This is a genomic window from Aureimonas ureilytica DSM 18598 = NBRC 106430 (assembly GCF_000382705.1).
In the GTDB taxonomy this organism is placed as follows: Bacteria; Pseudomonadota; Alphaproteobacteria; order Rhizobiales; family Rhizobiaceae; genus Aureimonas; species Aureimonas ureilytica.
On sequence record NZ_ARQE01000004.1, the window covers coordinates 272,806 to 285,047 of the forward strand.

Here is a 12,242-nt window from a genome sequence, read left to right on the forward strand (position 1 = left end):
CGAAAAGCCCGAGACCCCACCGGGCGTTTCGCAGGGCAGAAGAGCCGCGCTTCACGGCATCAATAGGGCGTCACCAGAAGCTCGGCACGACCTCTTCAAGCCGGGGCCCGATCCGCACGGCCGAGACCTTCTCGGCGAGCCCCGTGCGGTCGGAAATCTCCACGGCGAGGCCGCAGATCGTCGCCGGGCCGCTCGCCGCCTCGAAGCGCCCGCGCGGAATGCGGGTGAGGAAGCGGTTCAGCGGCTCCTCCTTCTCCATGCCGAGCGAGGAGTCGTAGTCGCCGCACATGCCGGCGTCGGACTGATAGGCCGTGCCGTTGACGAGGATCTGGTGATCGCCCGTCGGCACATGCGTGTGCGTGCCGACGACGACCGACACGCGCCCGTCGAGATAATGGCCCATGGCCTGTTTCTCGCTCGTCGCCTCGGCATGCATGTCGATGATGATGGCGTCGGCCTGTTCGCCCATCGGGCAGGCCGCGACGATCTCGCCGGCGGCGCGGAACGGGTCGTCGAGTTCGGGATGCATGAAGGCGCGGCCCATGAGATTGGCCACCAGCACCCGCGCGCCGTTGCGCGCCTCATAGAAGCCCGAGCCCTTGCCGGGCGTGCCGGGCGGATAGTTGGCCGGGCGCAGGAACCGATCGTGCCGCGCGGCGAAGACCAGCGCCTCGCGCTGATCAAACACATGGTTGCCGGTGGTCATCACGTCGGCGCCGGCCTGGATCGTTTCCTCGAAAATGTCTTCGGTCACGCCGAAGCCGCCGGCGGCGTTTTCGCCGTTCACCACGACGAAATCGAGCTTCCAGTCGGAAATGAGACCGGGCAGGCGCTCATAGACGGCGCTGCGTCCGCTGCGGCCCACCATGTCGCCCAGAAACAGAAATCTCATGCGTTCGAAGCCTTCTCGGCGGCGAGGCGCTTGGCCTCCTGAAGGCGCTCCAGCGCCCGGACGACGGCGGGGCGCGCGCCGACCCGGTCGACCCAGGCGGCGAGCGCGGGAAAGCGGGCGCGCGCGTCGAGATCGTTCAGCCCCGAGCGCGCCCAGCTCCAGTTCATCATGTCGGCGATCGAATAGTCGCCGGCGAGATAGTCCACCTCAGACAGTCGCGTGTCGAGAACGCCGAGCAGGCGCTCGCCCTCGCGCTCGAAGCGCTTGATGGCGAAATCGCTGCGCTCGTCCGCGTTGCGGAAGTAATGGATCTGCCCGATCATCGGCCCGGTGCCGCCGGCCTGGAAGAAGGTCCAGGCGAAGGTCTCGGCGCGGGCCATGCCGCCGGGGGCCAGGAAGCGCCCGGTCTTCTCGGCGAGATGAACGAGGATCGCGCCGGATTCGAAGACCCGGTACCCCTCGCCCGCGTCCCGATCGAGAATCGCGGGAATGCGCCCGTTCGGGTTGATCGCAAGAAAGCCCGATTCCTTCTGTTGTCCGGTCGAGATATCGACGAGGCGCAGGTCGTAGTCGAGCCCGCATTCCTCCAGCATGAGGACAGGCTTTTCGCCGTTCGGCGTCGTCCAGGTGTAAAGCTCGATCACCCGTGCTCTCCGCTTTTCCATTGGTTTGGGCTCTAACGTAGGAGCGGCCAAAGGGGGAGCGGCCTTTTACGAGAAAAATCGCCGCCCTCGGGAGTTTGCCCAAGGGCGGCGCCAGACCCAGACGCCCGCACGGGCCGGAAAGACGAGACGTGACGCGACCTTCCCTCCCCGCCTTCCTTCTTTGCGCCGCCGCGCTCGGTCTCTCGGCCTGCGCGAGCGTCAAGCCCGTGGACACGAGCCGCACCGCGCCGCTCCTGATCGAGCGCGCGCAAGGGCTGGCCCTCGTCAACGAGTTTCGCGCCCGCAACGGCTTGAAGCCGCTGCGCATCAACGAGAAGCTGATGCAGGCGGCGAGCTGGCAGACCGCCGCGATGGCGGAGCGCAACCGGATGGACCATGCCGTGGCCGGCGCCTTGCCCGGGCGCGTCGCGCGCTTCGGCTACGAATGGTCGACGGTGGCGGAGAATATCGGTCGCAACTATTCCAACTATGGCGCGGCCATGGTGGGCTGGATCAACTCGCCCGGCCACCGGCGCAATCTCCTGAACCCCAACGTGACCGAGATGGGCTTTGCCGGCGGCAAGCTGCGCGAGGGTGGCCCGACCTACTGGACGCAGATTTTCGGGGCACCGAAACCCGACGCCCCGGTCGCGGTCAGCCAGACGCCGATGCGCTGGGGACCAGAACTCCGCTTTCCCTGACGATGCGGTCGAGAAAGCGGTCGCTCGCTTCCATCGGCACCTGAGCCACTTCCTGCGCGTCGAAGCCGAGACCCAGCGTCTCGACGGAGCCCAAGCGCTCGGCGACGCGCGCGATGGCCCGGTCGTAGAAGCCGCGCCCATAGCCGATCCGCCCGCCGCGCCGGTCGAAGGCGAGAAGCGGCACGAGGAGGATCGCCGGATCGAGTTCGGGCGCATCCTCGCCCGGGCCATGCGTGCCGAAGCCCTGCGGCACGAGCTCGGCTCCGCGCCGAAGCTCGCGAAACACGAGATCGCCCCGGACGATGCAGGGCAGCGCCAGACGCGCGCCGCGATCCTGCAGCCGGGCCATGAGCGGGCGTGGGTCGACTTCGGAGCCGATGGGCAGAAAGGCGCCGATCGCGGTGCCCGGCTCGAAGCGGAGCGCGGGGTCGGCATGATCGGCGATGGCGAGCGAGGCCTCGATCCGCGCGCCGGCCGGCAGCGCGTCGCGCAACGCCTTCATGCGCCGGCGCAAAAGCGTCTTCTCGTCCAGCACGTCCGCCATGCCACTCCCCGATAGTCCCTCAGCATCCCACGGGGTCTAGCAGATCGCCCGAGCGGCGACCAAGCCGATGCACCCGCCCCCACGCAGCGCGGGTCGGATTTTGATCGATCGGAGGGAAGAGGATAGTGGCGAGCCACCTCGGCCGATGAGAAAGTCGATCCCGGGAACCTACAAAGTAGGTGGGCGCCGTGTGCCGCAGTCCACGGACCGCAGCAGGGACAGCTCCCTAAGGGATGAGTAAGGCCCCGGGGAATAAGTTATCCCTGTCGAACCGCGCAGCCCGCCGAGACCGAATATAGGCCCTCGCGCGCCCGAGCGCCAGAGGTCCCCGGCCCGCTTTCGGCGCGCGGCGTCTTTGCCGCGCTCAGCGTTGGAAGAGCTTGCCCTCGAGCCCCCGGCGGCGCTCCCAGCCGGCGCGCTGCAGCTCGGGCGTCTCGGCCTCCTCCTTCGGATAGCCGAGGCAAAAGTAGCCGATGAAGTGCCAGTCGGCTGGCACCTCCAGGGCTTGCGCGACGCGGACGGGATCGAGGATCGAGACCCAGCCGAGGCCCAGCCCCTCGGCGCGGGCGGCGAGCCAGAGCGTGTGCGCGGCGAGAACCGCGCTATAGGCCGCCATTTCCGGCATGGTGCGCCGGCCGAGACCGCCGCCCTGCGTGGGGTCGGCGTCGGCAAAGAGCGCGAATTGCGCCGGCGCGGTTTCCATTCCTTCGAGCTTCAGGCGAGCATAAAGCGCGGCGCGGTCCTCGCGCTGCTCGCGGGCCGCAGCCAAGTTCTCGCGCGCGAAGTCGGCGCGGATCGCCGAGCGGCGCGCCGGCTCGTCCACCACCACGAAGCGCCAGGGCTCGCAAAGGCCGACCGAGGGGGCGAGCGTCGAAAGCGCGATCAGTCGCGCGAGCGTGCCGTCGGGCAGAGGGTCGGGTCGGAAGTGGCGGACATCGCGCCGCCAGGCGAAGAGATCGAGGAGCCCGGCGCGAAAGGCCTCGTCGAAATCGGGCGTCATCGCGGCGTCAGCGGCCGGTCTCCAGCTGTTCGGCCAGCCGCTCCACGATGTCGCTGACGCCGAGAAGATGCTCGATCAGACGCTGGTCGCCGGTCGAGGCGGCGCGCGCGGTGTCGCCGCCGCCCGCGCCGAGGCGCGCCAGCTCGGCCTCGAGTTCGGCCACGCGCCGGCGCTGCTCGGACAGCTCGTCGCTCACCATGATCGCGGCCATGACCGTGATGCGCAGGTCCCCGATCTCGCCGAAGGCGCCGCGCAGCTCGCCGATGCGGCCGTCGAGATCGGCGGCGAGCCCCGTCAGATGCGCTTCCTCGCCGTCGGCGCAGGCCATCCGGTAGGTCTTGCCATCGATGGAAACGACGATCTGGGGCATGGGTGTCTTTCGGTGGTTCGGCGGCGGCGGGCGAAGGGACGGCGGGGCTAGCCCCGGCGCTGGGCCAGGACGTCGCGGATCGTCTCCATGGCCGTGACCAGCCGGCGCGACACTTCGCGATTGGCGGCGTCGAGCCGCGAGGCGCGCGTCAGCGCCGCGTCGAGGTCGGCGGCGAGGCGGGATCGGTCGGCGGTCATGCGCTGCACCTCCTCTTCGGCCGAGATGACGATATGGTCTCGCGACACACGCCGCTCCACCGCGCGCTCCAAACGTTCCAGAGCCGCTTGAAGGCGATTCGTCGCGTCGGTCAGCGGGCCCGCGTCCGGCATAAAAACCCCTTTTCCCGTCAGCCTTGAGAACTCGCGCGACCCGGCCTGAAGGGTGCCGGACCGGGTCGCCTCCCCGCTTTAACGGGAACGCAAGGGCGTGAAAAGCTTTTCCACGCCGGAGCAACGCGCCGCGATGATTGACAGGCGCGAAGAACCTATGATGAGTGCGCGGCAAAGGCGGCGCGCCCGCCGCGCGCGCGACGCATCCGGGAGGACGTTCGACCCCATGCCTTTGCCCAGAAGGCCCGCTCTTCCCGCGCGTTCTCGTCCGCTCCATCCTCACCCGGCGCCCTGCCGGCTCTAACGCCATCGCAGCCCGCCGTTGCGCGCCCTTCGCGCCGGCGAAACGGGACGGGGCCTCGGTGGCTTCGCCCTTCAGGAAAGGAAGACCATGGCAGTACGTGTCGCCATCAACGGATTCGGCCGCATCGGCCGCAACGTTCTCCGCGCCATCGTGGAGTCGGGCCGCACCGACATCGAGGTCGTCGCGATCAACGATCTCGGCCCGGTGGAAACCAACGCCCATCTCATCCGCTACGATTCGGTCCATGGCCGCTTCCCCGGCACGGTGAAGGTCGACGGCAACACGATCGACGTCGGCCGCGGCCCGATGCGCGTGACCGCCGAGCGCGACCCGAAGAACCTCCCCTGGGGCGAACTCGGCATCGACATCGCCTTCGAATGCACGGGCATCTTCACCGACCCGGCCAAGGCCTCGGCGCATCTGGAAGCCGGCGCCAAGAAGGTGCTGATCTCCGGCCCGCTCACCAACGCGGCCGACGAGAAGACCGTCGTCTACGGCGTCAACCACGAGACCCTGACCGCCAACGACAAGATCGTCTCCAACGCGTCCTGCACGACCAACTGCCTCGCGCCGGTCGCCAAGGTCCTGCATGAAGCGATCGGCATCGACACCGGCTTCATGACGACGATCCACTCCTACACGGGCGACCAGCCGACGCTCGACACGATGCACAAGGACCTCTACCGCGCCCGCGCGGCGGCCTTGTCGATGATCCCGACCTCGACCGGCGCGGCCAAGGCGCTCGGCCTCGTCCTGCCCGAACTGAAGGGCAAGCTCGACGGCTCGTCGATCCGCGTGCCGACCCCGAACGTCTCGGTGGTGGACTTCAAGTTCGTCGCCAAGCGCGCGACCTCGATCCAGGAAGTGCAGGACGCCATCCGCGCCGCCGCCGACGGTCCGCTGAAGGGCATTCTCGGCTACACGCTCGACCCGAACGTCTCGACCGACTTCAACCACGACCCGCATTCCTCGGTCTTCGCCATGGACCAGACCAAGGTCATGGACGGCACTTTCGTGCGCATCCTCTCCTGGTACGACAACGAGTGGGGCTTCTCCAACCGCATGTCGGACACCGCGATCGCCATGCACAAGGCCGGCTGAGAGCCATGAGCTTCCAGCCCCTTCTCGCGCGCGATGTCCGCTGGGCGCCCGTGTCCGAAGCGGGGCTGGAGCATCTGCATCTGACGACGACGCCGGACGGCGTCGTCGCTCGCTCGGCGGTCATCGGCGAGCGCGGCGGCCGCCCCTACGGCGTGTCCTACGAAATCCGCCTCGACGCCGACTGGCAGGTCCAGAGCTTCGACATCCGCGCCGCCCATGGCGACCGGCTGGCGCTGACGCAGAGCGCGCCGGGCTTCTGGATCGGCCCCGATGGCACCGAGCGCACGGACCTCGCCGGCTGCCTCGACATCGATCTCGCCGGCACGCCCTTCACCAACACGCTGCCGATCCGCCGGCTCGGCGAACACCTGTCCGAGCCGACCGAGCTTCGGATGCTCTACGTGCCCTTCGACACGTTCGAGCCTCTTGTCGACGCTCAGCGCTACATCAAGCTTTCGGAGCGTCTGTTCCGCTACGAGGCGGTGGACCGCAGCTTCGCGGTGGATCTCCCCGTGGACGAGGACGGTCTCGTCATCGACTATCCGACCCTGTTCAAACGCCTGTAGTTCTTGCGCGTTCAACCGCGTTCTTCCTTTCCTTGGAGCCATGAGATGACCCTCTTCAAGACGCTCGACACTGCCGACCTTCAGGGCAAGCGCGTTCTCGTGCGGGTGGACCTCAACGTGCCCATGAAGGACGGCAAGGTGAGCGATGCCACGCGCATCGACCGCATCCTGCCGACGATCCGCGAGATTTCCGACAAGGGCGGCCGCGTCCTGCTTCTCGCCCATTTCGGCCGCCCCAAGGGCAAGCCCGATCCCGAACAGTCGCTCGGCCCCATCGCGCCGGTTCTCAGCGAAAAGCTCGGCCGCCCGGTCGGCTTTGCGGAAGACTGCGTCGGCCCGGTGGCGGACGGCATCGTCGCCAACATGACGGACGGCGACGTTCTGCTTCTGGAGAACACCCGCTTCCATGCCGGCGAGGAAAAGAACGACGAGACCTTCGTCGCGCAACTCGCCTCGCTCGGCGATGTCTACGTGAACGACGCCTTCTCGGCCGCGCACCGCGCCCATGCCTCGACCGAAGGCCTCGCCCATCACCTGCCCTCCTATTGCGGGCGCACGATGCAGGCCGAACTGGAAGCGCTCGAAAAGGGCCTCGGCAACCCCGAGAAGCCGGTCATCGCCATTGTCGGCGGCGCCAAGGTCTCGACCAAGATCGACCTTCTCCAGAACCTCGTCGCCAAGGTCGACTGCCTCGTGATCGGCGGCGGCATGGCCAACACGTTCCTGGCCGCGCAAGGGATCGATGTCGGCAAGTCGCTCTGCGAGCACGATCTCGCCGACACGGCCCGCCAGATCCTGGAAAAGGCGAAAGCCGCCAACTGCACCATCCTCCTGCCGACCGACGCGGTCGTGGCGCGCGAGTTCAAGGCCAATGCCGCGAACGAGTCGGTGGCCGTCTCGGCCGTTCCGTCCGACGCGATGATCCTCGATGTCGGCCCCGCCAGCGTCGAGGCGATCTCGGCCTGGATCGACAAGTCGAAGACCCTCGTCTGGAACGGCCCGCTCGGCGCCTTCGAGATCGAGCCCTTCGACCGCGCCACCATGGCGGCGGCGCGCCACGCGGCCGATCGCACGGATGCCGGCCAGCTCGTGTCGGTCGCCGGCGGCGGCGACACGGTGGCCGCGCTCAATCAGGCGGGCGTCGCCGAGCGCTTCACCTATGTCTCCACGGCGGGCGGCGCATTCCTGGAGTGGATGGAAGGCAAGGCCCTGCCGGGCGTCGAAGCGCTCAAGGCCTGATCGGCTGACAAGCGGGGGGTTTTCGTGAAGGACACGCTTCTCTCCTGGCTTCTCCTGCCCGTCTATGTCTGGCAGGGCCTCGGCATCCGCCGCCGCGTGGAGCGGATGCCGCCGCCCGCCGGCGCGCAATATGGATGCGTGGGCGTGAGCGAAGAGGCACCGGCCATCCGGCTTCTGGTGATCGGGGATTCCTCGGCGGCCGGCGTCGGCGTCGAGCGGATCGAGGAAAGTCTCGCGCCGCGCCTCGCCGAACGGCTCTATGCGCTGACGGGCCGCGTCGTCGCCTGGCGGGCGGCGGGGGCCAATTCGGCCGTCTGCTCGGAGGTGCGCGACTTCGTGGTGCCCAATGTGGCGCGCGAGGCCTTCACCCATATCGTCCTGTCGATCGGCACGAACGACGTGAAGAACTTCCACTCGGCGCGGCGCTTCAAGCGCAGCTTCGGGACGCTTCTCTATGCGCTGCGCGCCCGCTGGCCGGATGCGCGCATCGTCTGGTCGCAGCCGGTGGACATGCTGCGCGTGCCGGCCTTGCCGCGCGGCCTCGCCCTCGTTCTGGAACTGCGCAGCCGCATCCTGCGCCGCGTCGGCGCGCGGCTTTGCGTCGAGCGTGGGGCCATTCCCGCCACGCAAATCCCCCGCGTCGAGCCGGCCGGCTTCTCGCGCGACGGGTTCCATGCCTCGGCCGAGGGCCATGTCTATGTCGCCGGACATCTGGCGAACTACTGCCTGGGCGAGTCGCGCGACGCGTGATCGGCCCCGCCCGACCGCCCGGCGGACGGCCCTTCCCCCCTCCTCGATGATCCTCGCCTTCAGCGACCGGCCACCTGCCGCCCCCTTGGGCCGGCCGCAGGCCCGCGCGCCTGAATGCGCCGCAGCATCACGGGAAGCGATCGGCCCGTAACAAAGCTTAAGAAAATTTCATCGGGCGCGATGCTTTAGGACAAGATTTGCGCCGCATCCCTGCGATACGAAGCGCGCTAGCGCAGCCTCTCACGGTTTCAAGACACGCTCTCGCGTTTTCTGAAGCTCCGGCGACCCAAAGCCGCGCCGTCAGCTTCATCCCCGATCCCCTGATGGATCGACGCGATTTCGGATGTTTCGCCATGTCGGCTCTTTCCCAAACCTTCTCCGCCTATTCCCAGGCGCTCGCGCTTCTTCGCGCCGAGCGCGGCAAGGCGCTCGGCATCGTCTTCGCCGGCATGGCCGTCGCGGGCATCCAGGTCGCCGAGCCGGTCCTGTTCGGCCATGCGATCAACGCGCTTCTGTCGGGCGGCGACGCCGTGTCGCTCGTGCTCGTCTGGGGCGCGGCGAGCTTCGTGTCCTTTCTCTCGGCCATGGTGATCTCGCTTCTGGCCGACAGGCTGATGCATCGCCGCCGTCTCGCGGCCATGGCGACCTTCCTGGAACATGTGCTGGCGCTCCCCGCCTCGTTCCATTCGCGCTCGCAGTCGGGGCGCTTGATGCGGGTGATGATCTCGGGCGTCGACACGCTGTTCGGCTTCTGGCTGCCGCTGTTTCGCGAGCAGATCGGCAACATGGTGGCGCTCACCGTGCTCCTGCCCGTCGCCTTCTGGATGAACTGGCGCCTCGCCTCGCTCCTCGGCGCGCTGATCGTCATCTACACGCTGGTGAATCTCGCCGTCGTGCGCCGCACCTCGGGCGGCCAGAGCCAGGTCGAAGGCCGCTTCACGGAAGTCTCCGGCACGGTCGGCGAGCTGTTCGGCAACGTGCCCATGCTCCAGAGCTTCCTCGCCGTGCCGCGCGAGATCCATTCGGTGCGCTCCTCGCTCGACCGCATCCTGGCCGCGCAATATCCGGTTCTCAACTGGTGGGCGGTCATGTCGGTGCTGACGCGCGGCGCCTCGTCCATCTCCATCGTCTCGATCTTCGCCTATGGCGCCTTTCTCGCCTCGCGCGGGCTGACCACGGTCGGCGAGATCGTCTCCTTCGTCGGCTTCGCGACACTCCTGATCGGCCGGCTCGACCAGTTCACCGGCTTTCTCATGGGCCTGTTCGGCCGCGCGCCCATGCTGGTGCAGTTCTTCGGCGTCCTGCGCGAGCGCACCGATGTCGTGGAATTCACCGACGCCAAGCCGCTCCCCATCACCGAAGGGCGCGTGCGCTTCGAGAACGTGACCTTCCGCTACCCGGAGGGCTCGGGCGCGGTGCGCGGCCTGTCCTTCGAGGCCGCACCCGGCGAGACCGTCGCGATCGTCGGCCCGACGGGCTCGGGCAAGTCCACCGCGCTCGCCCTTCTCCAGCGCGCCTACGACCCCGAGCAGGGCCGCATCACGATCGACGGAGAGGACATCCGCAACGTCACGCTGAATTCGCTGCGCGGCTCGATCGGCGTCGTGTTCCAGGAAGCCGGCCTCTTCAGCCGCACCATCCAGGAGAACATCGCGATCGGCCGGCCGGAAGCCACGATGGCCGAGATCGAGGAGGCGGCGAAGCTTGCCGGTGCCTTCGACTTCATCCAGCGCAAGGAGGACGGGTTCGCCTCCATGGTGGGCGAGCGCGGCGCGGGCCTGTCGGGCGGCGAGCGCCAGCGCCTCGCCATCGCCCGCGCGCTCCTGAAGGACGCGCCGATCCTGATCCTCGACGAGGCGACCTCGGCGCTCGACACCGCGACCGAAACCCGCCTCCAGGCCGCGCTGGAGCGGCTGCGCAAGGGCCGCACGACCTTCGTGATCGCCCATCGCCTGTCCACGATCCGCTCGGCCGACCGGATCATCGTGCTCGACAACGGCTCGATCGTGGAAACCGGCACGTTCGACGAGCTGGTGGCGCAGGGCGGCGTCTTCGCCGGTCTCGCCCGCGACGCCGGCGTTTCCTCGCTGCGCCGGCCCCTGCCCGAGGTCGTGCAGGACAACGACGCCGAGACGTTCCGCGAGGCCGCGGAATAAGATTAGGATGGAGCGGGGTCGGCCCCGCTCCCTTCCAACAAGGCTGCGGGGCGACCAGGGAGGACACAGCATGCAGCCCTTGATCTTCATCAATCTGGCCGTGCGCGATCTCTCGCGCGCCGTCGCCTTCTACGAGGCGCTCGGCTTCCGGCGGAACCCGCAATTCTCAGACGAGACGGCCGCCTGCATCGTGGTGTCGGATGTGATCCACGTCATGCTCCTGACCCATGCGAAGTTCATGAAGTTCTCGCCGCGCCCGATCACTGATGCGCACGCGAGCGCGCAGGCGCTCTTCTGCCTGTCGACGGAGAGCCGCGCGGCGGTGGACGCGCGCGTCGCCGACGCCGTCGAGGCGGGCGGCATCGCCGATCCGACGCCGACGCAGGAGTTCGGCTTCATGTATTGGCGTTCCTACGAGGACCTGGACGGGCATATCTGGGAGGTCATGTGGATGGACCCCTCGGCCGTCGCGGGCGATCCCGCCTCGCCCTGACTCCACCTCGACTGACGCCTCTATTCCGACTCGTCCTCGTAGCCGACGAGATGGAGCGGGCGGGCGCGCACACCGCGAAGTGAGCACCAGCGCACCAAGGCTTCCTCGCGCCCATGCGTGACCCAGACCTCCTGCGGGGCGATCTCCGCGATGGTCTCGATCAGCTCGTCCCAGTCGCAATGATCCGACAGGATCAGCGGCAGCTCGACGCCGCGCTGGCGCGCCCGCCCGCGCACGCGCATCCAGCCGGACGCGAAACAGGCGACCGGATCGGGAAAGCGCCGCGCCCATTTGTCGGCGAAGGCGGAGGGCGGGCCGACGACGATGGCGCCCGCGAACTCCTGCTTTGCGGCACCCTCGTCGCTCTTGCCCCGCGCGATCGTGGCGGGGCGCAGCTCGCCCAAGTCGATCCCCTCGCTCTCGTAGAAGTCGCAGAGCTTCTTGAGGGCGCCGTGGATATAGATCGGCTCGCGGTAGCCCTCCTCCCGCAGCATCCGAATGACCCGCTGCGCCTTGCCCAGCGCATAGGCGCCGACGAGATGGGCGCGCTCGGGAAACTGCTTGGTGGAGGCGATGAGCTTTCGCACCTCGCCGCGCGAATCCGGGTGACGGAACACCGGCAGCGCGAAGGTCGCCTCGGTGATAAAGACATCGCAGGGCACCGGCTCGAAGGGCTCGGCGGTCGGGTCCTCGCGCCGCTTGTAGTCCCCGGACGCGACGATCCGCATTCCCTCCCATTCGACCAGAATCTGCGCCGAGCCGAGCACGTGACCGGCGGGGTGAAAGGACACGCGAACGCCGTTCACCGTCAGCACCTCGCCCCAGGGGGCTTCCTGGCGCGCGCCGGCGAAATCCTCGCCGTAGCGCAGCGCCATGATGGCGAGCGTGCGGCGCGTCGCCGTGACATGGCTGTGGCCCGAACGCGCATGGTCGGCATGGCCATGGGTGATCAGGGCGCGCTCCACCGGGCGCACCGGGTCGATGTAGAAATCGCCGGGCGGGCAATAAAGCCCGTTGGGCGTCGGGCGAAGCAGGTCTTCGAAACGGGCCATGGGCTGGAAGATAGGCGCGGGGCGCGCAAGCGGAAGCGCCCGCGAAAATCCGCTTGCGCCCGACCGGCCCGCGCCCGATAAGCGCTCGCCCCGCCCCCGGA

At 68.5% G+C, this 12,242-nt stretch carries 14 protein-coding genes and 1 other RNA gene; 7 read left to right on the top strand and 8 right to left on the bottom strand.

What is annotated here, in order from left to right:
* Positions 1 to 70: 70 nt before the first annotated feature.
* A complete protein-coding gene (locus B146_RS0111315) occupies positions 71 to 892 on the bottom strand; it encodes a TIGR00282 family metallophosphoesterase (protein ID WP_019996555.1) in 822 nt (273 codons plus the stop codon).
* Positions 889 to 1,536, bottom strand: coding sequence for a glutathione S-transferase N-terminal domain-containing protein (locus B146_RS0111320; RefSeq protein WP_019996556.1), 648 nt, complete (start codon positions 1,534 to 1,536; stop codon positions 889 to 891). Before B146_RS0111320 ends, B146_RS0111315 begins: the two co-directional genes overlap by 4 nt.
* A gap of 149 nt (positions 1,537 to 1,685) precedes the next feature.
* On the opposite strand from B146_RS0111320, the gene B146_RS25780 reads away from it, so the two are divergent.
* Positions 1,686 to 2,237, top strand: coding sequence for a CAP domain-containing protein (locus B146_RS25780; protein WP_019996557.1), 552 nt, complete (start codon positions 1,686 to 1,688; stop codon positions 2,235 to 2,237).
* On the opposite strand, the gene B146_RS0111330 is transcribed toward B146_RS25780, so the two are convergent.
* The 5 genes from B146_RS0111330 to B146_RS0111345 all read right to left on the bottom strand — a co-directional run bounded on the left by B146_RS0111330 (position 2,191) and on the right by B146_RS0111345 (position 4,480).
* Positions 2,191 to 2,781 carry a 5-formyltetrahydrofolate cyclo-ligase gene (locus B146_RS0111330; RefSeq protein WP_019996558.1) on the bottom strand — a complete coding sequence of 197 codons (591 nt, stop codon included), beginning with the start codon at positions 2,779 to 2,781 and terminating at the stop codon, positions 2,191 to 2,193. The two genes, B146_RS25780 and B146_RS0111330, sit on opposite strands and share 47 nt — an antisense overlap.
* A gap of 126 nt (positions 2,782 to 2,907) precedes the next feature.
* A non-coding RNA gene (ssrS, locus tag B146_RS28335) (6S RNA) lies at positions 2,908 to 3,066 on the bottom strand.
* A 79-nt stretch (positions 3,067 to 3,145) separates the two neighbouring features.
* Entirely contained in the window at positions 3,146 to 3,781 is a 636-nt protein-coding gene (gene bluB, locus B146_RS0111335; protein WP_019996559.1) for a 5,6-dimethylbenzimidazole synthase, read from the bottom strand.
* Positions 3,782 to 3,788: 7 nt separating this feature from the next.
* Positions 3,789 to 4,151, bottom strand: coding sequence for a cell division protein ZapA (locus B146_RS0111340; RefSeq protein ID WP_019996560.1), 363 nt, complete (start codon positions 4,149 to 4,151; stop codon positions 3,789 to 3,791).
* 47 nt (positions 4,152 to 4,198) lie between these two features.
* Complete coding sequence (locus B146_RS0111345; RefSeq protein ID WP_019996561.1) at positions 4,199 to 4,480, bottom strand: DUF4164 domain-containing protein; 282 nt, start codon at positions 4,478 to 4,480, stop codon at positions 4,199 to 4,201.
* A 391-nt stretch (positions 4,481 to 4,871) separates the two neighbouring features.
* Here B146_RS0111345 and gap point away from each other — a divergent pair, with 391 nt between their 5' ends.
* From gap to B146_RS0111375, 6 genes are all read left to right on the top strand, one after another.
* On the top strand, positions 4,872 to 5,885 hold the full coding sequence (gene gap / locus B146_RS0111350; RefSeq protein ID WP_019996562.1) for a type I glyceraldehyde-3-phosphate dehydrogenase: 1,014 nt from the start codon (positions 4,872 to 4,874) through the stop codon (positions 5,883 to 5,885).
* Between the two features lie 5 nt (positions 5,886 to 5,890).
* Positions 5,891 to 6,451 (top strand): putative glycolipid-binding domain-containing protein, encoded by a 561-nt coding sequence (locus B146_RS0111355; RefSeq protein WP_019996563.1) that lies wholly within the window; start codon positions 5,891 to 5,893, stop codon positions 6,449 to 6,451.
* Positions 6,452 to 6,496: 45 nt separating this feature from the next.
* Positions 6,497 to 7,690, top strand: a complete 1,194-nt coding sequence (locus B146_RS0111360) for a phosphoglycerate kinase (protein WP_019996564.1) — start codon at positions 6,497 to 6,499, stop codon at positions 7,688 to 7,690.
* A gap of 24 nt (positions 7,691 to 7,714) precedes the next feature.
* Complete coding sequence (locus tag B146_RS25785; protein WP_019996565.1) at positions 7,715 to 8,440, top strand: SGNH/GDSL hydrolase family protein; 726 nt, start codon at positions 7,715 to 7,717, stop codon at positions 8,438 to 8,440.
* Between the two features lie 353 nt (positions 8,441 to 8,793).
* Positions 8,794 to 10,596, top strand: a complete 1,803-nt coding sequence (locus B146_RS0111370) for a glucan ABC transporter ATP-binding protein/ permease (protein WP_026358538.1) — start codon at positions 8,794 to 8,796, stop codon at positions 10,594 to 10,596.
* Positions 10,597 to 10,666: 70 nt separating this feature from the next.
* Positions 10,667 to 11,089, top strand: coding sequence for a VOC family protein (locus B146_RS0111375; protein WP_019996567.1), 423 nt, complete (start codon positions 10,667 to 10,669; stop codon positions 11,087 to 11,089).
* 20 nt (positions 11,090 to 11,109) lie between these two features.
* Here the strand turns inward: B146_RS0111375 and B146_RS0111380 are convergent, their stop codons facing one another.
* Complete coding sequence (locus B146_RS0111380) at positions 11,110 to 12,141, bottom strand: ligase-associated DNA damage response exonuclease (RefSeq protein ID WP_019996568.1); 1,032 nt, start codon at positions 12,139 to 12,141, stop codon at positions 11,110 to 11,112.
* Positions 12,142 to 12,242: the final 101 nt, after the last annotated feature.

Coding starts and splice junctions, on each gene's coding strand:
- B146_RS0111315 (WP_019996555.1), bottom strand. CDS start 892: ATGAGATTTCTGTTTCTGGGCGACATGGTGGGCCGCAGCGGACGCAGC.
- B146_RS0111375 (WP_019996567.1), top strand. CDS start 10,667: ATGCAGCCCTTGATCTTCATCAATCTGGCCGTGCGCGATCTCTCGCGC.
- B146_RS0111380 (WP_019996568.1), bottom strand. CDS start 12,141: ATGGCCCGTTTCGAAGACCTGCTTCGCCCGACGCCCAACGGGCTTTAT.
- B146_RS0111355 (WP_019996563.1), top strand. CDS start 5,891: ATGAGCTTCCAGCCCCTTCTCGCGCGCGATGTCCGCTGGGCGCCCGTG.
- B146_RS0111330 (WP_019996558.1), bottom strand. CDS start 2,781: ATGGCGGACGTGCTGGACGAGAAGACGCTTTTGCGCCGGCGCATGAAG.
- B146_RS0111345 (WP_019996561.1), bottom strand. CDS start 4,480: ATGCCGGACGCGGGCCCGCTGACCGACGCGACGAATCGCCTTCAAGCG.
- B146_RS0111370 (WP_026358538.1), top strand. CDS start 8,794: ATGTCGGCTCTTTCCCAAACCTTCTCCGCCTATTCCCAGGCGCTCGCG.
- bluB (WP_019996559.1), bottom strand. CDS start 3,781: ATGACGCCCGATTTCGACGAGGCCTTTCGCGCCGGGCTCCTCGATCTC.
- B146_RS0111360 (WP_019996564.1), top strand. CDS start 6,497: ATGACCCTCTTCAAGACGCTCGACACTGCCGACCTTCAGGGCAAGCGC.
- gap (WP_019996562.1), top strand. CDS start 4,872: ATGGCAGTACGTGTCGCCATCAACGGATTCGGCCGCATCGGCCGCAAC.
- B146_RS0111340 (WP_019996560.1), bottom strand. CDS start 4,151: ATGCCCCAGATCGTCGTTTCCATCGATGGCAAGACCTACCGGATGGCC.